Annotated in this window: 24 protein-coding genes and 1 pseudogene; 16 read left to right on the top strand and 9 right to left on the bottom strand. The window is 75.4% G+C overall.

Annotated elements, in window-relative coordinates:
- Positions 1-77: 77 nt before the first annotated feature.
- Together HF526_RS09975 and HF526_RS37360 are read left to right on the top strand one after the other, a co-directional pair.
- Complete coding sequence (locus HF526_RS09975) at positions 78-782, top strand: hypothetical protein (protein WP_169381088.1); 705 nt, start codon at positions 78-80, stop codon at positions 780-782.
- Positions 698-1,375, top strand: coding sequence for a phosphatidylglycerol lysyltransferase domain-containing protein (locus tag HF526_RS37360; RefSeq protein WP_420821606.1), 678 nt, complete (start codon positions 698-700; stop codon positions 1,373-1,375). The genes HF526_RS09975 and HF526_RS37360 overlap by 85 nt, the downstream gene beginning before the upstream one ends.
- Positions 1,376-1,377: 2 nt before the next feature.
- Here HF526_RS37360 and HF526_RS09965 read toward each other — a convergent pair whose 3' ends face one another.
- Positions 1,378-2,820: an RtcB family protein gene (locus tag HF526_RS09965; RefSeq protein WP_169381086.1), complete on the bottom strand. Its 1,443-nt coding sequence runs from the start codon at positions 2,818-2,820 to the stop codon at positions 1,378-1,380.
- A gap of 200 nt (positions 2,821-3,020) precedes the next feature.
- Between HF526_RS09965 and HF526_RS09960 the strand changes: the two genes are divergently transcribed.
- The 3 genes from HF526_RS09960 (at position 3,021) to HF526_RS36870 (ending at position 5,968) form a co-directional block, all read left to right on the top strand.
- A complete protein-coding gene (locus tag HF526_RS09960) occupies positions 3,021-3,464 on the top strand; it encodes an archease (protein ID WP_169381085.1) in 444 nt (147 codons plus the stop codon).
- Positions 3,465-4,016: 552 nt separating this feature from the next.
- Entirely contained in the window at positions 4,017-4,727 is a 711-nt protein-coding gene (locus tag HF526_RS09950) for a response regulator transcription factor (RefSeq protein ID WP_338051392.1), read from the top strand.
- Positions 4,724-5,968: an ATP-binding protein gene (locus tag HF526_RS36870; RefSeq protein WP_169381083.1), complete on the top strand. Its 1,245-nt coding sequence runs from the start codon at positions 4,724-4,726 to the stop codon at positions 5,966-5,968. Before HF526_RS09950 ends, HF526_RS36870 begins: the two co-directional genes overlap by 4 nt.
- 77 nt (positions 5,969-6,045) lie before the next feature.
- Here the strand turns inward: HF526_RS36870 and HF526_RS09940 are convergent, their stop codons facing one another.
- Both HF526_RS09940 and HF526_RS09935 read right to left on the bottom strand, forming a co-directional pair.
- A complete protein-coding gene (locus HF526_RS09940; RefSeq protein ID WP_169381082.1) occupies positions 6,046-6,207 on the bottom strand; it encodes a hypothetical protein in 162 nt (53 codons plus the stop codon).
- 122 nt (positions 6,208-6,329) lie between these two features.
- Positions 6,330-7,511, bottom strand: coding sequence for an LCP family protein (locus HF526_RS09935; protein WP_169381081.1), 1,182 nt, complete (start codon positions 7,509-7,511; stop codon positions 6,330-6,332).
- Between the two features lie 278 nt (positions 7,512-7,789).
- On the opposite strand from HF526_RS09935, the gene HF526_RS09930 reads away from it, so the two are divergent.
- Positions 7,790-8,500: a response regulator gene (locus HF526_RS09930; protein WP_169381080.1), complete on the top strand. Its 711-nt coding sequence runs from the start codon at positions 7,790-7,792 to the stop codon at positions 8,498-8,500.
- 88 nt (positions 8,501-8,588) lie between these two features.
- Positions 8,589-9,959 (top strand): sensor histidine kinase, encoded by a 1,371-nt coding sequence (locus HF526_RS09925; protein ID WP_211177014.1) that lies wholly within the window; start codon positions 8,589-8,591, stop codon positions 9,957-9,959.
- A gap of 11 nt (positions 9,960-9,970) precedes the next feature.
- On the opposite strand, the gene HF526_RS09920 is transcribed toward HF526_RS09925, so the two are convergent.
- Positions 9,971-10,522, bottom strand: a complete 552-nt coding sequence (locus tag HF526_RS09920; protein WP_169381079.1) for a CBS domain-containing protein — start codon at positions 10,520-10,522, stop codon at positions 9,971-9,973.
- Between the two features lie 183 nt (positions 10,523-10,705).
- On the opposite strand from HF526_RS09920, the gene HF526_RS09915 reads away from it, so the two are divergent.
- Both HF526_RS09915 and HF526_RS09910 read left to right on the top strand, forming a co-directional pair.
- A complete protein-coding gene (locus tag HF526_RS09915; RefSeq protein ID WP_169381078.1) occupies positions 10,706-11,638 on the top strand; it encodes a nitroreductase family protein in 933 nt (310 codons plus the stop codon).
- Positions 11,639-11,757: 119 nt separating this feature from the next.
- Complete coding sequence (locus HF526_RS09910; RefSeq protein ID WP_169381077.1) at positions 11,758-12,420, top strand: response regulator; 663 nt, start codon at positions 11,758-11,760, stop codon at positions 12,418-12,420.
- A gap of 4 nt (positions 12,421-12,424) precedes the next feature.
- On the opposite strand, the gene HF526_RS09905 is transcribed toward HF526_RS09910, so the two are convergent.
- Entirely contained in the window at positions 12,425-14,146 is a 1,722-nt protein-coding gene (locus HF526_RS09905; RefSeq protein WP_169381076.1) for a sensor histidine kinase, read from the bottom strand.
- 226 nt (positions 14,147-14,372) lie between these two features.
- Between HF526_RS09905 and HF526_RS09900 the strand changes: the two genes are divergently transcribed.
- The gene (locus tag HF526_RS09900) at positions 14,373-15,377 is read left to right on the top strand and encodes an Acg family FMN-binding oxidoreductase (RefSeq protein WP_169381075.1); all 1,005 of its coding nucleotides are present in this window, start codon (positions 14,373-14,375) and stop codon (positions 15,375-15,377) included.
- Between the two features lie 6 nt (positions 15,378-15,383).
- Here the strand turns inward: HF526_RS09900 and HF526_RS09895 are convergent, their stop codons facing one another.
- A complete protein-coding gene (locus tag HF526_RS09895; protein ID WP_169381074.1) occupies positions 15,384-16,148 on the bottom strand; it encodes a VOC family protein in 765 nt (254 codons plus the stop codon).
- A gap of 210 nt (positions 16,149-16,358) precedes the next feature.
- Between HF526_RS09895 and HF526_RS09890 the strand changes: the two genes are divergently transcribed.
- The 4 genes from HF526_RS09890 to HF526_RS09875 all read left to right on the top strand — a co-directional run bounded on the left by HF526_RS09890 (position 16,359) and on the right by HF526_RS09875 (position 18,392).
- Complete coding sequence (locus tag HF526_RS09890; protein ID WP_169381073.1) at positions 16,359-16,559, top strand: DUF1918 domain-containing protein; 201 nt, start codon at positions 16,359-16,361, stop codon at positions 16,557-16,559.
- Between the two features lie 117 nt (positions 16,560-16,676).
- On the top strand, positions 16,677-17,084 hold the full coding sequence (locus HF526_RS09885) for a universal stress protein (protein ID WP_169381072.1): 408 nt from the start codon (positions 16,677-16,679) through the stop codon (positions 17,082-17,084).
- A 44-nt stretch (positions 17,085-17,128) separates the two neighbouring features.
- Entirely contained in the window at positions 17,129-17,995 is an 867-nt protein-coding gene (locus tag HF526_RS09880; RefSeq protein ID WP_169381071.1) for a universal stress protein, read from the top strand.
- Between the two features lie 40 nt (positions 17,996-18,035).
- A complete protein-coding gene (locus tag HF526_RS09875; RefSeq protein WP_169381070.1) occupies positions 18,036-18,392 on the top strand; it encodes a hypothetical protein in 357 nt (118 codons plus the stop codon).
- A gap of 87 nt (positions 18,393-18,479) precedes the next feature.
- Here HF526_RS09875 and HF526_RS09870 read toward each other — a convergent pair whose 3' ends face one another.
- Positions 18,480-18,887, bottom strand: coding sequence for a CBS domain-containing protein (locus HF526_RS09870; protein WP_169381069.1), 408 nt, complete (start codon positions 18,885-18,887; stop codon positions 18,480-18,482).
- Between the two features lie 925 nt (positions 18,888-19,812).
- Between HF526_RS09870 and HF526_RS09865 the strand changes: the two genes are divergently transcribed.
- Both HF526_RS09865 and HF526_RS09860 read left to right on the top strand, forming a co-directional pair.
- Positions 19,813-19,950: a hypothetical protein gene (locus HF526_RS09865; RefSeq protein ID WP_169381068.1), complete on the top strand. Its 138-nt coding sequence runs from the start codon at positions 19,813-19,815 to the stop codon at positions 19,948-19,950.
- The gene (locus HF526_RS09860; protein ID WP_169381064.1) at positions 19,947-20,660 is read left to right on the top strand and encodes a hypothetical protein; all 714 of its coding nucleotides are present in this window, start codon (positions 19,947-19,949) and stop codon (positions 20,658-20,660) included. Before HF526_RS09865 ends, HF526_RS09860 begins: the two co-directional genes overlap by 4 nt.
- A gap of 50 nt (positions 20,661-20,710) precedes the next feature.
- Here HF526_RS09860 and HF526_RS09855 read toward each other — a convergent pair whose 3' ends face one another.
- Complete coding sequence (locus HF526_RS09855) at positions 20,711-22,231, bottom strand: CYTH and CHAD domain-containing protein (RefSeq protein WP_338051391.1); 1,521 nt, start codon at positions 22,229-22,231, stop codon at positions 20,711-20,713.
- Positions 22,232-22,293: 62 nt separating this feature from the next.
- Positions 22,294-23,013 (bottom strand): annotated as a pseudogene (locus HF526_RS09850) (DUF4389 domain-containing protein); the annotation flags it as partial.

Here is a 23,013-nt window from a genome sequence, read left to right as displayed (position 1 = left end):
CATCTGAGCCGGTGGGGCCGGGCCGGATCGCGTACACCGGCTGGGCCGCCCATGCCTGTGAGTACGGAGGAGGTCGTATGCCAACCCGCAGGACGGACGTCACCGATGTGTCGATCCGCGCTCAGCGCCTGGTGGAGACCTACGGCGGACGGTTCTCGACCGAGATGGGGATCGCCGTCGACCGCGGTCCTCGGGAGATCGAGCGGTGGCTGCTGGCCGCGACGCTGTTCGGTACCCGGATCTCGACCGCGATCGCGGTCCGGACCTACCGTCTGCTGGCCGCCTCCGGTGTCGGCACGCTCACCGACGTCGACGCCACGAGCACGAACGGGCTCGTCGAGTTGCTGGACCGCGGCGGGTACGCCCGGTACGACTACCGCACGGCGCTGCGCCTGAAGAAGCTCGCGGCGACACTGCGCGGCCTCCGGATCGACATGCTGGGCAAGGGCAGCCTCGGTGAGCGGCGCGCCGCGTTGGACGAGCTACCGGGGTGGGGGCCGGTCACCGTGTCACTGTTCCTGCGCGAGCTGCGCGGTGTCTGGCCGGACGTCGATCCGCCGCCGGACGACCGCGCCGCGGAGGCGGCGCAGCACGCCGGGCTCGTCGGCACACAGGATCAACCACTCGAACGCCTGCGCGCTGTCGCCGGGCAGGCCGGGCTCGACCTGCGCGACCTGGAGGCGTCGCTGATCCGCCTGTGGCTGGCACACCACCGGGAGTTCCCGGTGTGCGCCGGTGGCCGGGACTGCACGGCGCTGCCCGACGAGCCCGTCGGCCCCTAGCCGGCGGGGTCGTGCGCCCGGGTCGTCGAGGAGTTCCTGACGATGTGCACGCCGCGGGCCTGCGAGCCGGCGTTCCTCGCGGTCCGGGAGAGCGACGCCGAGTTCTACGTCTCGCGTGGGCTGCGGACCTTCTACCTCTCGGTGACGAGGCGATTCTGCACTGCGACACGTTCAGCATCGACGGGCCCGGGCGCAAGAGCCTGCGGGCCGCGGTGCGCCGGGCCGGACGACGCCACCGGTTCGCGATCATCGCCGGGTCGGACGCCTCCCCCACGCTCACCACGCAGCTCAACACGATCACCGCGAAGTGGCGCGGGAAGGCGCCGGAACGGGGCTTCACCATGTCGCTGAGCCAGGACGTCACCGGGCCCGGATCTCCCTGGCCGAAGCGCGGCAGGCGGCCGGGGCCGTCACCACGGCGCCGGACCGGCACTGCTCGCCCGGTCAGATCGAGACGGTGCTGGCCGAGGAGCCGCCGGCCGGCCGGGCCGCCCGGCATGCGCATCAGATCCCGCTGGGTGCGAGCGAGTGACGCGGGCCGGCCGAGCCGGGCGGCGGGCCGGCCCGGGACGACGCGGCCGCGCCGGCGGTGACCTCAGCCCTTCACGACTCCGAGAGGGCGCAGCCGGGCTACCCGGCGGGCCAGGCCGGCCAGCTCGCAACAGCCGACGACCTCGTCGACGTCCTTGTAGGCGAACGGCGCCTCCTCGGCCAGGCCCCGCTGGGTCGTACCCCGGACCGCGATTCCGGCGCTCTCCAGCTCCTGCCGCAGCTCTCGTCCGGTGATCGCGCGCAGTGCGGCGTGCCGGCTCATCACCCGGCCGGCGCCGTGGCAGGTGGAGTGGAACGCCGCACCGTCGCGGGTGCCGGCGAGCACGTAGGAGGCGGTGCCCATGGAGCCGGGCACCAGCACCGGCTGGCCGGCTCGTGCCAGGTCCGGCGGCAGCTCCGGGTGGAGCGGAGGCAGGGCCCGGGTCGCGCCCTTGCGGTGCACGCACAGCACGCGTTCGGTCCCGTCGACCGGGTGCCGTTCGAGCTTGGCCAGATTGTGCGAGACGTCGTAGAGCAGGTCCAGCCCGGACGTGCCCGTCGCCAGGCCGAAGGCCTCGCGGGTGGCCTCGGTGAGCAGCTGCCGATTGGCCCGCCCGTAGTTCGCGGCGGCGGCCATCGCGCCCAGATACGCCGCACCCTCGGGGGACCGGACGGGTACACACGCCAGCTGCGGGTCGGGCACGCTGATGCCGTACCGCCACATCGACGCAGCCATCACCCGTACCTGGTCGGAGCAGATCTGGTGCCCGAGCCCGCGCGAGCCGCAGTGGATCATCACACCGACCTGGTCGATGCGCAGTCCGAAGATGTCTGCGGCGGCCTCGTCGAACACGGCGTCGACCGCCTGCACCTCCAGGAAATGATTGCCCGAACCCAGGCTGCCGACCTGACCGAGCCCCCGCTGAAGCGCCCGGACGCTGACCTGTGCGGGGTTCGCCTCGTCGACCGCGCCCTGGTCCTCGCAGCGGCTCAGATCGCGGGGGACGCCGTGCCCGCGCTCCACGGCGTAGCGGGCGCCGCCCCGGAGCACCTCCTCGAGTTCGCGCAGGCCGCCGGAGAGGTGCCAGACCCCGCCGGGCCCGGGGCCGCGCGGGATGCGCCGGCTGAGCGCGTCCATGAGGTCGGCCAGGTGCGGCCGGAGTTCGTGGCGCAGCAGGGGTGACACGAGCAACCGGACCCCGCAGGAGATGTCGAAGCCGACACCCCCGGGGGAGACCACGCCGCCGTCGTCCACGTCGGTGGCGGCGACCCCTCCGATGGGAAAGCCGTACCCCCAGTGCACATCCGGCATGGCGTAGGAGGCCACGACGATGCCGGGCAGCGTCGCGACGTTCGCCACCTGCTCCAGCGAGCGGTCCCCCACCAGCTCCGGGAGGAGCCGCTGGGTGGCGAACACGATGCCCGGGACGCGCATCGCACCCCGCCGGTCCAGCCGCCAGCGGTAAGGCGTCTCCTCGACAAGGGTCAGCGTTGCCGCGGTGACCATGACCGTTCCTCCGACGCTCGACCCGACCGGTGCACCGGCCGGGCTCCTTCGCCGCACCAGCCCGGGACCAGGGCGTGTGCCCGATGAACACAGGGCGTGCGCCCCCTGGGCACCCGGGCCCGGCTGCCGGACCCTGGGCGTGGTCGCCGGGACGCCGGGCGGCGGGGCGGGAGGAGCGGCTCGATGGAGGTGGCCCAGCGATGAGTTCCCCACCAGCCGGCGGGGCCGAGGGCAGGCGGGGCCACCGGAGCCTGCCCCACACGGCGGACCTGCGGCTGCAGGCCTGGGCCCCCAGCCGCGAGGAATGCGTGACCGAGGCGGTCCGCGCCCTGGTGGCCGCCTTCGCCGACGTGACCGGCCGGGCCCCGCAGCGGACGGCCCTCGCCGAGATCCACGCGAGCACCGACGAGGACGCCCTCCTGAGCGCGCTCGAGGAGACGATCTTCCTCCTGGACACCGACGGTGCCGTGCCGGTCAGCGTCCGGGCCGAGCCCACCGCGAGTGGTCTACGGCTGCACCTCGGGCTCGTTCCCCTCGCCGACGTGGAGATCATCGGTCCCGCGCCCAAGGCCGTGACCATGCACCGGCTGCGGCTCGGGCACGACCGGGCCGGCTGGTCGTGCGAAGCGACCGTGGACATCTGAACCCCGGCCCCGGCGCCGATGCGGCTCGACGGGGCCCGCCGACCGACCCACCGGCGACCGGGTGCAGCGGCACATCGCCGGCGTCGCGGCGGCGTCCGCCGACCGGGCACCTGGGCAGGGTGCATCGCATCGGGGGGACGCTGACGACGGGCGCTACACCCGGTCGCGCAGCCCGGTTGCGCCGGCCCTCGCGGCACAGGAGGCGCAGCAGTAGATGTGGCCGTTCACCTGGACCCCGTGACCGATGATCGCGCACTCGCGATGCTCGCACCGGGGGGCCAACCGGTGGACCGCATTCGACGCTGTCGAAGACGTGCACCGCGTCCTGCACCCGAACCTCGAAGGCCTGGTCGTCATCGTTGCCGCACACGCCACATCGGGCCATCGCCTGCCTCCTCCGAGCAGCTCGGCCACCGTGCGCGTGGCCCGGAGGCCACCGGGCCAACGGTCGCGGTGGCGGGAAACCGCCGGCAGGGCCGGAAGACCTGAAAGCGGTGTGGGCGGGCGGCACCCGCTGGCGCACCGTCGCGCCCGGGGACCAGGATGGCGGCCGTGGACCCGATCGCTCCCCGCATCGCCGCGCGGGCCCGGTTGTTGCTGGTGGAGGACGATCCGCAGCTGCGGGGCATGCTCACCGAGCTGTTCACCGACGAGGATTACGAGGTCGACGAGGCCGCCGACGGCCAGCGCGGGCTGCACCTCGGTCTCACCCGCCGCTACGACGTCATCGTCCTGGACCGGGGCCTGCCCGCCATCGAGGGGCTCGATCTGATGACCCGCTGGCGCCGGCACGGAATCGCCACGCCGGTGCTCGTGCTGTCCGCGCTCGGCAATCCCGCCGACCGGGTCGCGGGCCTCGACGCCGGCGCCGAGGACTACCTGGCCAAGCCCTTCGACATCGACGAGCTGCTGGCCCGGCTCCGCGCGCTGCGCCGCAGGCATCTCGACACCGCACGGGTGCTGCCGATCGGCACGGCGCGGCTGGACCTGGACACCCGCGAGGTGCACCCCGGCCCGGACCACCCGGATCTGCCCGGGCCGGTCCGGTTGTCGGAGCGGGAGTGCGCGCTGCTCGCCGCGCTGGCCGGTCGCCCCGGCCAGGTGTTCAGCCGTGACGACCTGCTGGCCACGGTGTTCTCCGAGGCGGAGAGCCCGATCGTGGTCGACACCTACGTGCACTACCTGCGGCGCAAGCTCGGCCGCGGCGTCGTCGACACCGTCCGGGGCCGCGGCTACCGGCTGGGCCGGGGCCCCCGCCCGTGAGCAGGGGCGCCACTGCCGAGGCCGTTCTGCTGCGGCGCGCGGCGATGCGGCTGGGCCTGCAGGCGGCGCTGCTCGTCTCGGCGATCGTGGTGCTGCTGTGTGCCGCGGCCGTGTTCGTGGTGGTGAACAGCCAGCACACCGCGGCCACCACGCTGCTGAACGCCGCGGTGACCCGCGCGGACGACACGACCGACCCGCCGTCCGGGGTCTGGCTCGTCCTGCGCGGCCCGGCCGGGTCGGCCACGACGCCCGGTCTGCCGGCCGGCCTGCCCGACTCCGAGGCACTCACCCGGGCCGCCGCCGGTGGGGCACCCGAGGTGGTGGACCGGCGGGTCGGCGCCGCTGCGTACCTCATCGAGACGGCGCGCCAGCACGACGGGACGGTCGTGCAGGGCGTGCTGGACCTGAGCGCGAACCACGCCGAACGCGACCGGCTGATCACGACGATGCTGGCCTGCGGCATCGCCGGTCTGCTGCTGGCTGCCCTGGCCGGGGCGTGGCTCGGCCACCGGGCGCTGCGGCCGCTGTCGGCGGCGCTCGCGCTGCAGCGCCGCTTCGTCGCGGATGCGGGCCACGAACTGCGCACCCCGTTGACGCTGCTGAGCACCCGCGCCCAACTGCTGCGCAGACGACTGCGCGGTGGCGCGGACCCCGATGCCGCGCTGGCGGACGCCACCGGCATCGTCGCCGACAGCGCCCGGCTCGGGGAGATCCTCGAGGACCTCCTGCTGGCCGCCGACCCGGTCGCCGCGCGGTCCCGGCAACCGGTCGACCTGGCCGAGGTCGCCGCCGCTGTCCTCGACGCAGCCGGCCCGGCCGCCGCGGAGCACGACGTCCGGCTCAGCGGCCCGGAGCCCGCCGACCCGCTGCGGGTGCCGGGGTCGCCGGTCGCGCTGCGCCGGGCGCTGACCGCGCTGGTCGACAACGCCGTGCGGCACGCCCGGCACGAGGTCGGCGTCACCCTCGCCGTTCGTGACGGGCACGCGCTGATCGATGTCACCGACGACGGGCCGGGCATCGACCCGGCCCTGGCACCCCGGCTGTTCGAGCGGTTCGTGTCCGGGCGGGCGCGGGCCACGGATGGGCAGCGCCGCTACGGGCTCGGGCTGGCCCTGGTCAGCGAGATCGCGGCCGCCCACGGCGGCGGGGTCACGGTGCTCGACCGGCCGGGCCCCGGGGCGGCCCTGCGGATCACGCTGCCCACCGCGGAGGGCTCCCGGGGCGCTGCGCGGATCCGCTGAGCGTCGGCCGCCGGGTGCACAGCCCACCCGGGGCCCCGCGGTGCGTGTGCCGCGCAGGCGCCGGGCGCCGAGCGGGGTCAGCGGGCCCGGACCGGCGTGGCGACGGGCGCCAGCCCGGCGGCGAAGAAGTCCCGCTGGTCCGGGGCGGGGTAGTGCTGCGGGCCGCTGGGCATGCCCGGCAGCAGCCGGGCCGGGCCGGTGCCCGGCACGTCGGGCCGGAAGACGTTGAAACGGACCATCTCCTTCGCCGGAACCGGTTCGCGGGCCGTAGGTGGGCGCGGATCGCGCCGGCCTCACCTCCGGTGAGCGTTCGGCACGATTCTCCCCATGCCCGGCCGTGGTGGCGTCGCGGGCGCCCTGGTCAGTTCACGCAGGCCGGCGCGGACGCGGTGAACGGCCGTGGCACCGGCGGGACCAGGTCCGATCCACTGCTCGCAGGCCCTGGGGCGACGGGCGCCGAGCCGGGCACCGCCGGCGCGGGCGACCCGGCATCCACCGCCCGGACGAACGCGGCCACCTCCTGCGGGTCGACCTGGACCGCCTCGCCGTCCGACGGGGTCTGCAGGGCCAGCGTGCCCACCGGGATCGTCGTGAAGGTGATCGTGCCGGGGTTGAGCCGGAGTTGCCCGGCGAACGCGGTCAGGTCCCAGCCCTGGTCGATGGTGACCGCCCGCTGCAGAGCCGCGGCGAGCCTGCCCAGGGCGGCCGGATCGGTCAGCGTGCCCGCCGAGAGCACGGTGCGGGCCAGCCCCGCGAGGAAGGCCTGCTGGCGGCGGACCCGGTCCAGGTCGCCGTTGCGCAGGCCGTGCCGCTGGCGCACGAAGGCGAGCGCGGCGGCGCCCTGGACGGTCTGCGGGCCGGCCGGGAAGTCGGCCCCCGACAACTCGTCGTGCACGGGGGCGAGGAGGCAGACCGGGACCCCGCCCACGGCCTGGCTGATGTCGTAGAAGCCGACGAGGTTGACCGCGGCGAAGTGGGTGATCCGCACGCCGGTGAGCTGCTCCACCGTCGCGATCGCGGTACGCGCGCCGGCCGCGTCGGCCTGGGTCTCCAGCGCCGGCCCGCTCATCCCGGTGCCCTTCAGCGCGTCGACGGCGGTGTTGCGGCCGTATGCGAACGCCGAGTTGATCTTGTGGGTGCCGTACCCGCCGGCGATCCGCACGTAGGAGTCGCGCGGGATGGAGATGACCGTGGCCGACCCACCGCCCGCGGGGATGTGCACCAGCAGCATCGTGTCGGTGAGGCCGCCACCGTCAGTGCTCGCTCCGGCGTGCAGCTGGGCGAGCAGGTCCTGCGGTAGCGGGTTGCCCTGCGCGTCGGTGCGGCTGTCCAGGCCGATCAGCAGGATGTTCTGCTCCGCCGTGCGGGCCCCGGGGGCGATGACATCGGCTCCGGTCAGCCCGGTCACCAGGCCGTGCACCTGGAACCAGCCGTATCCGGTGATCGCGATGACCAGCGCAGAGACCAGCGCGACCAGCGCCCGCGCCACCCGTGCGGCGCGCCGCCGGCGGATCGGAACCTCGGTTCCCGCCGGGATCGTCATACCGGCCACCCCCCGCGCGAGCGCTGACGGACACCGGTGAACTCTCCGGACAAGCCCCGTCCGTTACGCAGCTGTCGCGCTGCCCGGATCGTAACGTTCCCGCAGGTCAGAGGGGATAGAGTCGGCCCCGAGAACTACTCGGTTCGGGCCTGTGCGGCTGCTCCGGACAGCGGCCGGCACACCGCGCATCCGCCGGAACCGGGCGCAGGACCCGCACCGGCGCCCCGATCGCAGCGCCGTTGCGACGAACGTCGGAGCCGGCTCACTACCCTGAGCGCGTGAGTCGACTACTGGTGGTGGAGGACGACCGGACCATCGGAGAGGTCCTGGAGTCCAGTCTCCGCGCGCACGGTCACGAGGTCGTCTGGGAGCGCTCCGGCGTGCAGGCGCTGCGCCGGGCCACGACGACCGAGTTCGACCTGGTGCTGCTGGACCTGGGCCTGCCCGATCTGGACGGCGTCGAGGTGTGCCGGCGGCTGCGAACCGCGCAGCCCGGGACGGTGCTGGTGATGCTGACCGCGCGGACCACCGAGATGGACGTCGTCGTCGGGCTGGAGGCCGGGGCCGACGACTACCTGACCAAGCCGGTACGGCTCACCGAGCTGCACGCCCGGGTACGGGCACACCTGCGCCGCGGCGCACCCAAGCCCTCCGCCACCCCGGCCCGCCCGCTGGGTGACCTGCTGGTCGACCCGGCGAGCCGGCGGGTCACGATCGCCGGCCGCGAGCTGCGGTTGCGCGCCAAGGAGTTCGACCTCCTGGCCCGGCTGGCCGCCGAGCCCGACGTCGCCGTCGGGCGGGAGACCCTCATGGCCGAGGTCTGGGACGAGCACTGGTTCGGTTCGACCAAGACCCTCGACGTGCACGTCGCCGCGCTCCGCCGCAAGATCGCCGAGCACGTCGAGGCAACCGGTGCCGCCGTGCCGCGGATCGTCACCCTGCGCGGGCACGGCTACCGCCTCGAGATCCCGTCCGACGACGAGGTCTGAACGGCGCAGCCGCCGCCCACCAGTGGCGTCCGCGACACACCGGACGCCGATTCGCACACCGCCCGCACCGCCCTCGAGGCCGGACGGCATGCTGGCGTCGGTCGCCCGGACCGCGCGGCGACCGGAGCAGAACGGAGACCTCTCGGTGCGACGCCGGATCGTCGGACTCACCGTGCTCGCCGCCGTGCTGGCGATCGCCCTGTTCGGGATTCCGCTGGCCGCCGGCGTGGTGAAGTACCTGCTCGACGACGAGCGCGCCGAGCTCGAGCGCATCGCCGACGTCTCGGCGCTCACGGTCTCGGTCGACCTCGCCCGCGGGCGCACCCCGAGCAGTCTCGGCAACGCCGACTCCACCGTCGCCCTCGGCCTCTACGACGCCGCCGGGCGGCGCTTCCTCGGGGCCGGCCCGGCCGGGGCCGACGAGACCACGGCGCTCGCCGCCCGCTCCGGGGAGATCTCCGCGTCGCACGACAGCTGGGACCTCGTCGTCGCCGTCCCCGTGGTGGAGGACGGGCAGGGCACCTGGACCGTGCGCGCCGCGACCACGCGCGCCGAGGTGTTCGCCCGGGCCGCGGTGGTCTGGGTGGCGATGCTCGGACTGGGCGTGCTGGTCCTCGGGTTGGTGCTCGCGGTGGCCCGCAGTCTGGCCGCCCGGATGGCCCGGCCGCTCGAGGACCTCGCCGCCGCCGCGGGGCGGCTCGGCGAGGGTGACTTCAGCGTGCGGACCAGCCCCGTCGGCGTCACCGAGATCGACGCGGTCGGCCGTGCGCTCAACAGCACCGCGGCGCGGCTCGGCGTGCTGCTGGCGCGTGAGCGCGCGTTCTCCGCGGATGCCTCGCACCAGCTGCGCACCCCGCTGACGGGGTTGCGGCTCGGCCTCGAGGCCGCGCTCGAGACCCCCGGCACGGACCACCTGCGGGACGCGATCACCGCCGGCGTCGCGGCCACCGACCGCCTCGAGCAGACCGTCGAGGACCTGCTCGCACTGGCCCGCGACGCCACCTCGCAGAACGGCCCGCTGGACCTCGGCGCGTTGCTCGACGAGATCCGCGACCAGTGGACGGGCCCGCTCGCGGCCGCCGGGCGCGCGCTGCGGATCCATCCCGCCCCCGACGCGCCACCGTCGAGGGCGTCGACGGCCGCGGTCCGCCAGGTCCTCACCGTGCTGCTGGACAACGCCGTCGCGCACGGCGCCGGCACGGTCATGGTCACGGTGCGCGACGCGGGCGGCGGCGGGGTGCTCGCGATCGACGTCGCCGACGAGGGCGCGGGCATCACCACCTCCGAGCCGGAGCTGTTCAAGCGCCGGTCCGGTGAGGCCGCGGGGCACGGCATCGGGCTGGCCCTCGCGCGCAGCCTCGCCGAGGCCGAGGGCGGCCGGCTGCTGTTGGCCCGGCCCGCACCGCCGACGTTCACCCTCCTCGTACCGGCCGACGGCGGACCCGTGCCCGAGCCGTGAGCCCGGCCCGGTCAGGTGGCGCGGACCCGGGGCTCCTCCACGACCCTGATCGCGGTCACCCCCAGCACGGAGTCGGCCAGCCGCACGGCAGCCGCGTCCGCAGCCGGGCCGTGCAGCGTCACGTCGCCGTCGTGCACCGACACCCGCCAGCGGTCGGGCCCGCGCTCGTCGTCCAGCAAGTGCTGCACGTCGGCCCTGATCAGCTCGTCGGAACGGGCCCAGGCGTGGACGAGGTCCCGGTAGTCCACCATCCCGACGAGGGTGTCGCCCTGCACGACCGGCGCGGCGCGCAGGCCGGCCTCGCGCAGCACCGTGACCATGTCCGCGACACCCTCCTCCGGGTGCGTGACGAGCACGTCGGTGGTCATGACGTCACCCACGGTGAGGCGCCCCGGGGCGGTGGGCAGGTCCCGAGGGCCGACGACACCGACCAGCAGACCGTCGGGGTCGATCACGGGCAGCAGGGTCGCTCCGCCCTCGGTGAGGAGCGCCGCCGCGCGCTCGACCGGTGTCTGCGGGGACACCGCGGCCAGCGGGGCGGACATGACCTGACGGACGCGCATGCGTTTCCTCCTGGTGGGGTCGGGCACCGGACCCGACGCTAGGCACGGCCCGCCGCGAGGCGCCAGGGCCGCTGGGCCCACCCGGGCAGGTCCTCCAGCCCGCCCGGCACAACCCGCTGCGCCAGCACCGAGAGAGGACCTTCGGCCCTGATTGCGGCGGGCCACCCGGGAAACCCTGGCGCCGTGAGCACAGCGGCCGTCCGCGCGTCTGCCGGCCCGGCGAGCAGCGAGGTGGCGCGCCGGGCGATCGAGCAGGCCCTGCGCGCCCCGTCGACGCGCAACTCCCAGCCCTGGAAGTGGCGGGTCGGGGACAGGACGGTCGAACTGCACGCCGACGACACCCGGCAGGTGGCCGCGCTCGACCCGGACCGGCGCGATCTCGTGCTCAGCTGCGGAGCCGCGCTGCACCATCTCCGGGTCGCGCTGGCCGGATCCGACTGCGCCACCCGGACACTGCGGCTGCCCGATCCCGGCAACCCCGCGCACCTGGCGACCGTGCTGGTGGTGGGGCACGCACCCGACCCCGACGAGGCGAGCCTGGCGGCCGTGATCGAGCATCGCCGCACCGACCGGCGCCGCTTCGGTCCGCGGCCGGTCCGCAGCGCGCACCTCGACACCCTCCGCGCGCACGCCGCGGCGTGCGGGGCCGCCCTGCTCCCGGTCACCGGCGAGACCGTCCGGGCGCGCCTGCACGCCGCCCTCACCGAGGCCGCCTCGCGCCCGCGGCACGCCATCGGGTTCTCCGACGAGCTGGTCGTATGGGCCCCGGACCCTCCGGAGGGCGACGCGGCCGCGGACCTGCCGCCGGCTCCGCGGCGGATCTCCCGCACAGCCGACGGCAGCTACCTGCTGATGATCACCACGGCGGCGGACGGGATCATCGACCGGCTCCGGGCCGGCGAGGCGGCCAGCGCGGTACTGCTCGCGGCGACCCGGCTGGGCCTGGCCAGCACGCTGCTCCGCCAGCCCGAGGCCCACCACCCGCCGGGCGACCACCCACCCCGCACCTGCGGGCAGCCGCAGCTGATGCTCCGGGTCGGCTGGCTGCCCGACGGCGCCGCGGCGCTGCCCGCCACCCCCCGGCGGCCGCTCAGCTCCGTCCTGCTGCCGGCCTGACTCGTGCGGCCGCGCACGGCCAGGGCCGATCGGCCCTGGCCAGGGGGGTCATGTGATCGGGATGCTGGGCCGGTCGGCCGGGGTAGCGTCTGCATACCGGACCGGGAGGAGGGTCGGCCGTGACCATCTCCGTGTTCCTGCTCGACGATCATGAGATCGTCCGCCGCGGCATCGCCCAACTACTGGAGACCGAGGACGACATCGAGGTCGTCGGAGAGGCCGGCACAGCCGCACAGGCACTGGCCCGCATCCCCGCCCTGCGCCCCGACGTCGCCCTCCTCGACGTCCGCCTCCCCGACGGCGAAGGCGTCTCCGTCTGCCGCGACCTCCGCTCCTCGGTGCAACCCCCACCGGCCTGCCTGATGCTGACCTCCTACTCCGACGACGAGGCACTGTTCGGCGCGATCATGGCCGGCGCCGCCGGCTACCTGCTCAAACAGGTCGCCGGCGTCGACCTCATCGGCGCGGTGCGCACCATCGCCGCCGGCGGCTCACTGCTCGACCCCAAGGCGACCGCCCTCGTGCTGGAACGACTGCGCAAGGGCGACGACCCCACCGACCCGCGCTACGACGCGCTCTCCCCCCAGGAACAGCGCATCCTCAACCTGATCGCCGACGGGCTCACCAACCGCCAGATCGGCGCCGAGATGTACCTGGCCGAGAAGACGGTCAAGAACTACGTGTCCTCGCTGCTGCACAAGCTCGGCTTCGCCCGGCGCACCGAGGCCGCCGTCTACGCGACCGAGCGCCGCCGGGCCGGGGGCCGCAACCGGCCCGCCTGAGCGCTCAGCGCAACGGGACCCGCCAGGTCAGCCGCGTGCCGCCGGCCGGTTCGGCACGCGCCAGGAAGGCCCCACCGCATTCTGCGGCCCGTTCGGCCAGGTTGCGCAGCCCGCTGCGCGCGCTCTCCGGATCGAGCCCGATCCCGTCGTCGACGACCTCGATGACGAGGTCGTCACCGGCGTCCACCCGCACCTTCAGCGCCCCGGCCCGGGCGTGCCGCACCGCGTTGCTCACCGCCTCCCGGACCACCGCCACCGCATGCGTCGCCACCTCCGGCGGCACGATCGTGTCGACCGGGCCGGAGATCTGCACCGACGGTGACAGCCCGGACTCCGCGCCCGCCTCGGCCACGGTGTCGAGCAACCGGCGACGCAGCCCGGTGTCCACGCCGGTGACCGGCGAGTGCAGGTCGAAGATCGCCGTGCGGATCTCCCGGACGGTCTGGTCGAGCTCGTCGACGGCTTGCTGGATGCGCTCCTGCACATCGGGACGGGTGCTGCGGCGCAGCGTGCTCTGCAACCGCAACCCGGTGGCGAACAGCCGCTGGATGACGTGGTCGTGCAGGTCCCGGGCGATCCGGTCGCGGTCGGCGAACACGTCGAGCTGGCGCTGGGCCCGGTTCTTCTCCCCCAGCTCCAGCGCCAGGGTGGCCTGGTCGGCGAACGACGCGAGCAGGGGGATCTCACCGGGCTGGAACGGCTCGGCGCCCTCCCGGCGCAGCCCGATCAGCACCCCGGTGACGTTCTGCACCGACTGCAGCGGAACCGCGACCGCCGGACCGTAGGGCGGCAGTTCGCCGTCGATCGCCGCGAGCAGGTCACCGGAGTTCTCCGAGATCACCGGCGTGCGGGCCTCCACGAGTTCCTGCAGCAGCGTGGAGCCCGCGTCGAGGCGGCGGCCGAGCAGATTGGGCTCCTCCGCCCCGCACTGCGCACTGATCTCGAAGTGGTCGTCGGCCGGGTCGGGACCCAGCACGATCACCGTCGCGTCGGAGCGGGTCAGCTCCAGGGTCCGCTGGGCGATCAGCCGCAGCGCGTCCCCGGCCGTGGCGCCGGACAACAGCTCGGCGCGGATCTCCCCGGACGCCTCCAGCCACTGCTGGCGCAACCGGCTCTGCTCGAACAGATCGGCGTTCTGCACCGCGATCCCGGCGGCGGCGGCGAGGGCCTCCAGGACCACCTCGTCATCGGCGGTGAACTCGCCACCACCGTTCTTCTCGGTGAGGTAGAGATTGCCGAACACCGACTCCCGCACCCGCACCGGAACACCCAGGAAGCTGCGCATCGGCGGATGGTTCGGCGGAAACCCCACCGACGAGGGGTGCGCACTCAGCTCCGGCAGCCGCAACGGCCGCGGATCCAGGATGAGCTGCCCGAGCAGGCCCTTGCCCTCCGGCAACGGCCCCATCCGGGCCCGCGTCACGTCGTCCAGACCCACGTAGATGAACCGGGAGATCCCCCCGTTCGGCGCCAGCACGCCCAACGCCCCGTACCGGGCGTCGACCAGGTCGACCGCCGCCTGCACGATGCGCTGCAACGTCGTGTCCAGTTCCAGTCCCGCGGCCACCGCCAGCACCGCGTCCAGCAGACCCTGCATCCGGTCCCGAATCTGGATGATCTCGTTGAGCCGCTCCTGCACGCCGTGCAACAACTCGTCGAGCCGCAACCCGGCCAGCACCTTCGGAGGTGGTTTCTGACCGGGCAGGGCGTCCGGCACCTCGTCCATCGACACCCGATCCGTACGGCATCCAGGGGTCCACGTGCCCCCCGGGGAACTACCACCGTGTCACGGTCCCCGAACCCGGGCAAGCAGCCCTGCGCACCGGGATGGTGGGGCGGTTCGCCTTGCCCCGGAAGGGCATTCGGCCGTATCGGCCCTGGGCGCAGGCAAGCAGGGTGTGGGCGATCCGGGCCGGTACGGACCCGGACCTCCTCCCCGACGGAGAGGCGCGATGAGCACGATTCCCGCTGCCCTCGGACTGGACTCCGACCAGGTCGCGAGCCTGTTGCGCGCCGCCGGCCGGGCCCCGTCGGTGCACAACACGCAGCCCTGGCGGTTCCGGGTGACGCCGCACGCGATCGAGTTGCACACCGACCCGGCGCGGCGACTGCCGGTGTCCGACCCCGACGACCGGGAACTGCGGCTGGCGTGCGGCGCCGCGCTGTTCAACCTGCGCACCGCCCTGCTGGGTCTGGGGATCCGGCCGATCGTCACGCTGTACCCCGTCCGTGGGCAACCGGAACTCCTCGCGGTCGTCCGCCACGGCGGGCGCAAGACGCCCACCCCGCAGCTCACCCGGCTGCTGCGGGCGCTCCCCCTGCGGCGCACCAACCGCCGCCCGTTCAGCGACACCGCCGTCGCGGCGCCCGAACAGCACGCGCTGCGCCGGGCAGCGCTCGACGAGAACGGGTGGCTGCACATCGTGGCCGGGCCGGCCGAGCGGGCCGAGGTCGGACGGCTCGCGGCGCAGGCCCACGAGATCCAGATGGCCGACCCGGGCTTCCGGGCCGAGCTCGCCGCGTGGACCGGGGCGGAGGACGGTCGCTGCGACGGGGTGCCGGCCTCGGCCGGTGGCCCGCTGCCCGAGGAGCAGGACACCTGGGTGCTGCGCGACTTCACCGCCGGGCGCGGCCGGACCCGGGTCGACGGCAAGGATTTCGAGAACGAGCCACTCATCGCGGTGCTGAGCGCGCACCTCGCCGGACCGGACGCCGAACTGCAGGCCGGCCTGGCGCTGGAACACGTGCTGCTCACCGCGACCGTGCACGGGTTGGCCGTGTCGTTCCTGTCCCAGCTGACCGAGGTGCCCGAGATCCGCGAGAAGCTGCGCAGGCTCATCAGCGGCGCGCACCCGCCGCAGGCGGTGCTGCGCATCGGATACGGGTGGCCGGTCGCGGCGACCCCGCGGCGGCCGGTCGAGAACCTGCTCATGCCCGAGCCCAGCACCGCGCGCTGAGCGCGGTCAACCGGCCACTCCGGCGGGTTCGACGAGCGCGAACCAGGCACCACGGGGATCCTCCACCACCGCCATCCGACCGGTGCTGGTCACCGTCACCGGGCCGGCGACCCAGCCGCCTCGCTGCGCAGCGGCCAGCAACGCCTCGTCGATGTCGGCCACCGCGAAGCACGCCAGCCAGCGCGACGAGGCGACCTCGTCGGAGGTCGCGGCGAGCCCGGCGACCGGACTGCCCTCGAGCAGGAACGTGGTGCGATCCGGGAGGCTGCGCTCCGTCCGCCAGCCCAGCACCGCGGTGTAGAACGCCCGCGCGACCTCCGGGTCGGCGGACCGCAACTCGACGCCGGCGAACCCGCCCGGCACCCCGCTCGCGGGCGGTCCCGCCCCCGGCGGCGACTCGACGACGGCCAGCACGGCGCCGGTCGGGTCGGCGAACACCCCGATCCGCCCACCGCCGGGCACCTCGACCGCCTCCTGCAGCACCGTGCCGCCCGCCGCCCGGACCGACGCCAGCGTCATCTGGATCGACGCCACCTCGACGAACACCTCCCAGGCCGACGCCGGGCCCGGCACACCGGGGTCGGTGGTCATCAGCCCGGCCACGTCCCGGTCCCCGACCCGGGCGACCCCGTAGTCGCCGAGGGGGGTCCACGCCGTCGCGTAGGTCCAGCCGAGCACGCCGGTGTAGAACCGCTCGGCGACCTCCACGTCGTCGGTCATCAGGTCCAGCCACGCGATCGTGCCGGGGGTCGGGAATCCCGAATCGGCCATGGTGGTCCTCCCGCGCCGACGGGTCGCGCGGAAGGCTGCCAGCCCGGCCCACCGGGCGCCAGAGCGGAAGGTCCCGAGCGGCCGCAGGCCGGCGCGGTCATCAACTGCCGACCGCGAGGTCCGACCGGCCCGAGCCCCGGTGACCTCCGGCCCTTGGCCGGGACGGCGCAACGGAGCACCATTCGGTCGAGCCGAGGAGAGGAGACGCCCATGGAGGCCCAGGTCGGCGACGAGATCGTCATCGCCACGACGACCCTGGACCAGCCCCCGCGGCGGGGCGAGGTCCTCGAGGTCCTCGGCGTCGCGGATATGTGCCACTACCGGGTCCGTTGGCAGGACGGACACGAATCGATCTACTACCCGGGTCCCGACTCGCACGTCGTGCCGCGGGAGCAGGTCGGCCGCGGCTGATCCTCCGAGCCCGGTCTCGACCCGGGGTCTTTGGGCCCTGCCGCAGGGCGCCGGCCCCGGGCAGGGTCGGGGTGTGGGCCGGGCCAGGATGTGGACGGGTGAGAACGGGCGAGGGCGATGAGGACGACGGCCGTCGGAAACGTCGTGGTCGGGGTCGACGGGTCGCGGTGCTCGCTACGCGCGGTCGCCGCGGCCGCCATGGAGGCGGAACGCCGCCGGGTGCCGCTGCGGCTGGTCTATGCCGTTCATCCCGACGACGACCCGGGGCGGATCGACGCGATCATCGCGGGAGCCGCACGGGTGGCCCGCTACAGCACGACCGGGCGGTCCGGGCTCGTCATCACGGTCACCCTGACCGACCAGCCCCCGGCCGACGCCCTGCTGGGTGAGGCCCGCGAGGCCTCCGTGCTGGTCCTCGGTGAGGGCGGCGCGCCCGACAAGCTGGGGCCGGTGGCGTCGCAGGTGCACCGGGAGGCGGAGGGACCGGTGGTCCTGGTGCCGCTGACGACGGGCCGAGCGGGGTGAGCAGCCCTGGCCCGGGGCGCCCGCCTCCCGCGTCCGTGCCGTCCATGCCGTCCGTGCCGTCCGTGCTCGTCGGCGCCGACGGCTCCGGACCCGCGCTGCGGGCGGTCGCGTGGGCGGCCGAGGAGGCCGCCCTGCACGCCAGGCCACTGGAGATCGTGTGTGTGTCGGAGCCGACGGACACGGCGGCCGGCATCCTCGACCGGGCGCGCACGATCGCCCGCGCCGTCGCCGACGTGCCGGTACGCATCCGGTGCCGGGCCGGCCGACCGGCCGAGGTGCTCACCGAGCTGTCCCGGGAGGCGGGTCTGCTGGTCGTCGGGCACCGGGGCGGTGGCGGCGTGGACCGCCCGGCCCACTCCTCGGTCGCGGTGACGGTGGGCCGCCGCGCCGCGTGCCCGGTGCTGGTCGTGCGTGCCGCCGCGGGCCGCCCGGTGCCCGACCGGGCGCGGCCGATCGTCGTCGCGGTCGACGGATCGCCGGACAGCCGGGCCGCCGTCGACGTGGCCGCGCAGATCGCCCGGGAACGCGGCGGGGTGCTCGTCGCGGTGCACGTGTGGTTCGAACGCCCGGCCGACGCGCTGCGCCGGCTGTGCCGCCGCGAACACGAGCCGGCGCGGGAGGCCGCCCGTCGGCTGCTCGCCGACTGCCTGGCCGGGACCGCGGCACTGCATCCCGGGCTGACCGTGCACCCGGAGGTGATGCGCGGCAGCCCCACCTGGTCGCTGCTGGAACTCTCCGACTCCGCGCAACTGCTCGTGGTCGGCCGTGGTGGGCACGGCCGGCGTGCCCTGGGCCGCACCACGTGGGCTCTGCTGCACGGCGGCGCCTGCCCGGTCGCGGTCGTCGGCCCCCGTCCGGCGCTGCCGGACCGTCTGCGCCCCGTGCTCGCCGGCGGCACCCGGGGCGGTTGAGCAAGCTGGCCACGCCGGCCATCACAGGCAGGACTCGACGATGACTGCACTGCGTGGGCCCGTCCCGGTGCCGGACCAGCCGGCGCCCGGCGACGACCTGGCGGCGCGCTACCTGTGGGACGTGGTGGAGGAACTGGTGCGCCGCGAACTGCTGGTGGACGGGGCGATCGTGCACGGCGACCACGGGACCGTGCTGTTCGATGTGCCGGCCACCGCCGCCGGGCCGTCCTGGCTGCCGGTCTGGGCCTACTGGAACGCCCGGGACGGCTGGTCGGTGTGCACCGCACAGGTCGCCGGGGCCGCGCCGCGGCGCCAGGCGACCGTGCCCGGCGGCTGCACCCCGGCGGCCTGCGACGTCGCCGACTTCGTGGCGCGCACCGCACTCGAAGGACCGTGACGCCCGAAGGACCGTGACGCCGGCCCGGTGGCTCCGCGGCGGTCGCCGGCGCGGCGGCGCGCGGAGCAGCAGCGGGCTGTGCCTGGGTCAGCCCCCGGCCATGTAGACCGGCAGCACGTCGCGGATCGACACGATGCCCACCACGGTGCCGCCCTCGCGCACGGGGGCGTGCCGCACCCCCGCCTCGCACATCAGCTCGGCGACCGCGGAGATCGGGTCCTCGGGGTCGACCCAGGCCATGTCGGTGCTCATCAGGTCCCCGGCCTGCATCGTGTCGACGTCGCCGCCGGTGCCGAGCACCGTGACGACGTCACGTTCGGAGACGACTCCGACCGCGCCGTGCGAGTTCTCCACCAGGACCGCGCCGATCTCGTCGGCAGCCAGTTCGGCCGCGACCTCGGCCACCGTGTAGCCGGTGTCGACGCTCGCCACCGGGCTGACCATGATCCGGCGGACCGGATCGGACGGGCGGGTCTGCCGGACACCGGTCGTCATCGGGCCTCCCTCGTTCCGTGGGCCGCCGCACCTGCGCGGCGGTGATGCGCTCATCGTCGGCAGGGCCGCGCGCCCGGGCCAGGTCCGGAGGGCCGCGCCCGCCGGGCCCTCCGGCCCGGGACCTCGGCCGCCTCCGCCGACCTCGCACAGGCCGGCGCGCACAACAGCACCCCGTGCGGCCGGACGCCGCCGGGGATGACCGGTTCGCGGGCAGTCGGTCAGGTCGGCCGGTGGACCCGGGCGGAGGCGCCCGGCGTCGCCCCGGCCGGCCGGCCCGTCCGCCCGTCGGGGGGCCCAGCCACGTCTCCATCGCCGAGAAGGTGTCCCGAGAAGGTGTCCACTGCCGTCGCCATCAGCTCGTCCGGGGACGTGCATCGGCGGTCGATCTCGCGCCGGACCTGGATGCGCATCGCGCCGCCGAGCCGGGCCTGTGCCGCGACGGTCCGCGACCGGACCAGCCGTGCCGGCCCACCGTGTCCCCCAGGGCTGTCCCAGGTCTCGCAGCCTCCGCAACGGCCGTGGGCCGTTGCGGGCGGGCCCGGCGTCGCCGCCGTCCGGACAGACGGCTCGGCACGGAGCCGGTGCCGTCGGTGTGCCCCGTTGTCCCCACCGCCCCCACACGGCACCGGCTCCGTGCCGAGGGCCGAGTGCACTCCCGTCGGCCACCGCGGCGATAGGGTCCAAGGTCCCTCACCGGGCCAGAACCGGCATCGCGCCTGGTCGCAGGCTTGAGAACGATCCGCGCGAGAGGCCCGGAGCCGACCGACGGCGCATATCGCCGGGCCCAGGTCCCGAACGGCCTGCGCATCCCCGCCAAATGGGGGGCCGATGGACCCTGCCGACCGCCGACCCCCACACGTCAGGCTGCTCCCCGAGCCGGAAAGCCCGCAGTTCCAGGTGGGCCCGAACCGAGCCAGGAGGAGCGATGGACAAGCGCGCGCGCCTGGCGACCACCCGGCCGGGGTCGCTCACCCGCACCGCTCGCGCCTGGACGCGGCAACCGGCCGCAACGGCCGACGGCCCGGCCCGGCCGTCCGCCGGCGAGCCGGCGGGCCGCCGGTGAGACCGCTCGACCCGCGCCTGCTGCGGCACGCCGCGGCGGCCCGGCGCCACGTCGGGCCGGCCGCCGGCGTCGCCGTCCCGACCGCCGTCCTGGTGATGGCGCAGGCCCAGCTCCTGGCCGTCGGTATCGACCGCGCGTTCCTCGGCCGCTACCTGCCGACACTGCTCGTGGCAGCCGTGGTGCCCGTCATCGGGGCGGGCCGGATCCTGTTCGCCGACCGGCTCTCCGGGCTGCTGATCGGGTTGACGGTGCCGCTGATTCCGCTGGGCCTGCGCCGGCCCGACCGCGGCCGGGTACGCCGCGCCGCCGCGCAGGCCGCCCTCGACATCCCGCTGGCCACGCTCGTCGGCGAGCGGAGCACCGCCCTGTCCACCGGGCAGCGGCGGCGGGTCGCACTCGCCCGGGCGCTCATCGCCGATCGCCCGCTGCGGGCACCCACCACCACACTCCCCACGGCCGGCCCCGCGCCGGCCCCTCCTGCCCCGGCCGCGACGCCATCAGCCCCCCGACCGTCGCGGCCGGGCCCACCTCCCCGGGTGAACCGGGGGGCGGCCGGCCGGCACCCTGCGCTGGCCGCCGAGGTGCTCCGCGCCACCGTGGGACGCACGGTACTGATCGCCACCCACCACCGCGGGCAGACCCCCGGGCTGCCGCAGGTGCGGCTGGGCCGCGCGGGCAGCCCGGCACCGGCGCCGGCGAGCGCGGGCTGAGACGGGGACGTGGCGGATCGCGGGATGCCGCCCCCAGCCGTGCACCCCCCTCAGCCGTGCAGCCACTGTGCCCGGCCCCGCAGCCGGGCCCACGCGTCGTCCAGCCCGGCCTCGGCCCGTTCCGCCCGGGCCTCCTCGTCGCGGTACAGCAGCCCGTAGGTGAAGCCGTTCTCACCCTGGGCGTGCGCCGCCGCACCCAGCTCGCGCAGCACCGGGCGGGCGACCACACCGTCCTGCCGGTCGCCGAGCAGCTCCTGCACGGCCTTGACCTCGTCGACGAGCCGGGTGGCGTTCTTCCCGACGACCGGCTCGCTCACCTCGGCGGCGTAACGGAGTCGTTTGGCCGCCTTGCGCATCCCGTGCAGTGCGATGTCCCGGGCCTCCCCCGGGGGGTGTGCGTCGGCGTCGCGCAGCGCCCGTTCGGTCCGGCGCAGGCTGCGCCGCACCCGGTCGGGCATCTCCTGGCGGGCCGGCCGGCCGGCTCGCCCGGTCAGCGGCGGGTCGGCCAGCAGGGCATCGATCCGGCCGAGCAGCTCCAGGTAGCGGTCGCTGTCGAGCGCGGCGGTCGCGGCGCGGGCGGCCTCGGCGCGGCGGCCCGCGAAGTAGCGGGTGAGCTGGGCGGGGACCGGGCCCAGCACCAGCTCGGGGGGCAGCTCGGCCACCCGGGCCTCGATCCGCTCCTCGAGCACCTCGAGGTCGCGGGCCGCACCCAGCTCACCGGCCAGCCAGCGCAACTCGTCGGTCAGCCCGGCGACGCGCTCGGCGTCCAGCAGCGGCGCGAACACCTGCACCGCGCTGCGCATCCGTCTGCAGGCCACCCGCATCTGGTGCACGGCGTCGGGCAGACCGCGGCGGACCGCCGGATCGGTCCGGCGGATCGCGGCGGCCTGCTGCCACAGGTAGGCCAGCAACGCCTCGCCGGCGGGGCTCTTGCGCCGGGCGCGCGGCTGCGGCGGGCCGTCGCCCAGCCGGTCGGCCAGCACCCGCCCCAGCTTGGACGCCGAGGCCGAGCGCCGGGCCCCGGCCGCGAGCAGCTCGGTCTCGATGCGGTCGAGGATCTCGGGATCGGCGCCCTCGGCGAGCTCGACCTCGATCTCCCCCCACGACATCGGCGCGGACGCGTCGCCCGGCCGCGTCGCCGTCACCCGGTCGTCGACGACCTCGGCGAGCGGGCGCCCGTCGTCGCCGGTGAGCACCCACTGCCGGCGGCGGTTGTCCAGCTGCGCGACCGGCGCCAGCGCCGCGCCGCGATGGGCCGCGCGGGTCAGCTCGATCAGCTGCTCGGGCGGGCGGTTGGAGCGGCCGAGCGGCAACCGGACCTCGTCGCGGGTGTCCCTGCCGACCGGCAGCTTGAGGTGCCACCCCGGGTCGTCACCGCCGCGGCGGCGGCGCAGCGTCTGCCCGGCGCGGGCCAGCCTCAGGTCGTCGGTGTCGTAGTAGACCGCGGAGAGGGCGAGCTGCGCGGGCCCCGCGGGCACGGGGCCGCCCACCGCGCCGGCCAGCCGCCCCACCAGCGTAGGCAGGTCCACCCCGCCGTCCCCGGCTTCGTACTTGCGCTCGGTCTCACGCACCGTTCTCACCATCCGGTATGACTACCTCACTCCGGGCGGTTCGGGGAGGCGTACACGGCCCGTCATACCGGCTCCCCGGCATGGACACCGGCAGCAGCGGAACGGTCCTCGGGCCGGGCGCCCGCCGCGACGAGCCACACCCCGGCGACCAGCAGCAGCCCGCCGCCGACCAGCAGGCCGATCGCGAGGCCGCGCAGCGCCGCAACGGTGGCCCCGACGGTCCCTTCGACGGCGACCGGGGCGCCGCCGTCGGCGTTCATGATCACGACCATCCAGTCGCCGGCGACCGGGGACCAGGTCAGGGACTGGGTTCCGGCTCCGGTGACGGATGCGGCCCAGAACCGCTGCTCGGCGGGAGGGCCGGCGGGTGCAACGCCGTCGTCGGAGGTGACGGACAGCCCGAGGGCGGTGTCGGTACGGAGCACGCCCTGCCCGACGCCGTGCAGGTAGCCGGCGGCCTGGGCGGCGGGTGCCACTCCGATGAACAGCGGACGGTCCCCTGCTCCGTGGGCCCGGACCCGCACGTCGCCGAGGAAGCGGGCCAGCCCGGACGGGTCGGCGGGGCCGTCGGCGAGCACGACGGGCTCGCTGCGCAGGGCATAGCCGGGGGACGCGGCACGCTGCACGTCGGAGCTGAGAAACCCGGCATCGTCGCGGGCGCCGATGTCGGCGGCGAGCGCGGTGCCCCCCGCCCCGAGCAGGCCCGTGCCGACCAGCAGCAGCACGGACCCCACGGCCAGCATGACCACCCGGCCGGCCGGGTGGTCATGCTGGCCGTGGGG

Source organism: Pseudonocardia acidicola (assembly GCF_012911935.1).
In the GTDB taxonomy this organism is placed as follows: Bacteria; Actinomycetota; Actinomycetes; order Mycobacteriales; family Pseudonocardiaceae; genus Pseudonocardia; species Pseudonocardia acidicola.
This window is presented reverse-complemented; position numbering and strand designations above follow the sequence as displayed.

Coding starts and splice junctions, on each gene's coding strand:
- HF526_RS09975 (WP_169381088.1), top strand. CDS start 78: ATGCCAACCCGCAGGACGGACGTCACCGATGTGTCGATCCGCGCTCAG.
- HF526_RS09965 (WP_169381086.1), bottom strand. CDS start 2,820: ATGGTCACCGCGGCAACGCTGACCCTTGTCGAGGAGACGCCTTACCGC.
- HF526_RS09960 (WP_169381085.1), top strand. CDS start 3,021: ATGAGTTCCCCACCAGCCGGCGGGGCCGAGGGCAGGCGGGGCCACCGG.
- HF526_RS09940 (WP_169381082.1), bottom strand. CDS start 6,207: ATGGTCCGTTTCAACGTCTTCCGGCCCGACGTGCCGGGCACCGGCCCG.
- HF526_RS09935 (WP_169381081.1), bottom strand. CDS start 7,511: ATGACGATCCCGGCGGGAACCGAGGTTCCGATCCGCCGGCGGCGCGCC.
- HF526_RS09925 (WP_211177014.1), top strand. CDS start 8,589: ATGCTGGCGTCGGTCGCCCGGACCGCGCGGCGACCGGAGCAGAACGGA.
- HF526_RS09920 (WP_169381079.1), bottom strand. CDS start 10,522: ATGCGCGTCCGTCAGGTCATGTCCGCCCCGCTGGCCGCGGTGTCCCCG.
- HF526_RS09905 (WP_169381076.1), bottom strand. CDS start 14,146: ATGGACGAGGTGCCGGACGCCCTGCCCGGTCAGAAACCACCTCCGAAG.
- HF526_RS09900 (WP_169381075.1), top strand. CDS start 14,373: ATGAGCACGATTCCCGCTGCCCTCGGACTGGACTCCGACCAGGTCGCG.
- HF526_RS09895 (WP_169381074.1), bottom strand. CDS start 16,148: ATGGCCGATTCGGGATTCCCGACCCCCGGCACGATCGCGTGGCTGGAC.
- HF526_RS09890 (WP_169381073.1), top strand. CDS start 16,359: ATGGAGGCCCAGGTCGGCGACGAGATCGTCATCGCCACGACGACCCTG.
- HF526_RS09885 (WP_169381072.1), top strand. CDS start 16,677: ATGAGGACGACGGCCGTCGGAAACGTCGTGGTCGGGGTCGACGGGTCG.
- HF526_RS09880 (WP_169381071.1), top strand. CDS start 17,129: ATGCCGTCCGTGCCGTCCGTGCTCGTCGGCGCCGACGGCTCCGGACCC.
- HF526_RS09875 (WP_169381070.1), top strand. CDS start 18,036: ATGACTGCACTGCGTGGGCCCGTCCCGGTGCCGGACCAGCCGGCGCCC.
- HF526_RS09870 (WP_169381069.1), bottom strand. CDS start 18,887: ATGACGACCGGTGTCCGGCAGACCCGCCCGTCCGATCCGGTCCGCCGG.
- HF526_RS09865 (WP_169381068.1), top strand. CDS start 19,813: ATGGACAAGCGCGCGCGCCTGGCGACCACCCGGCCGGGGTCGCTCACC.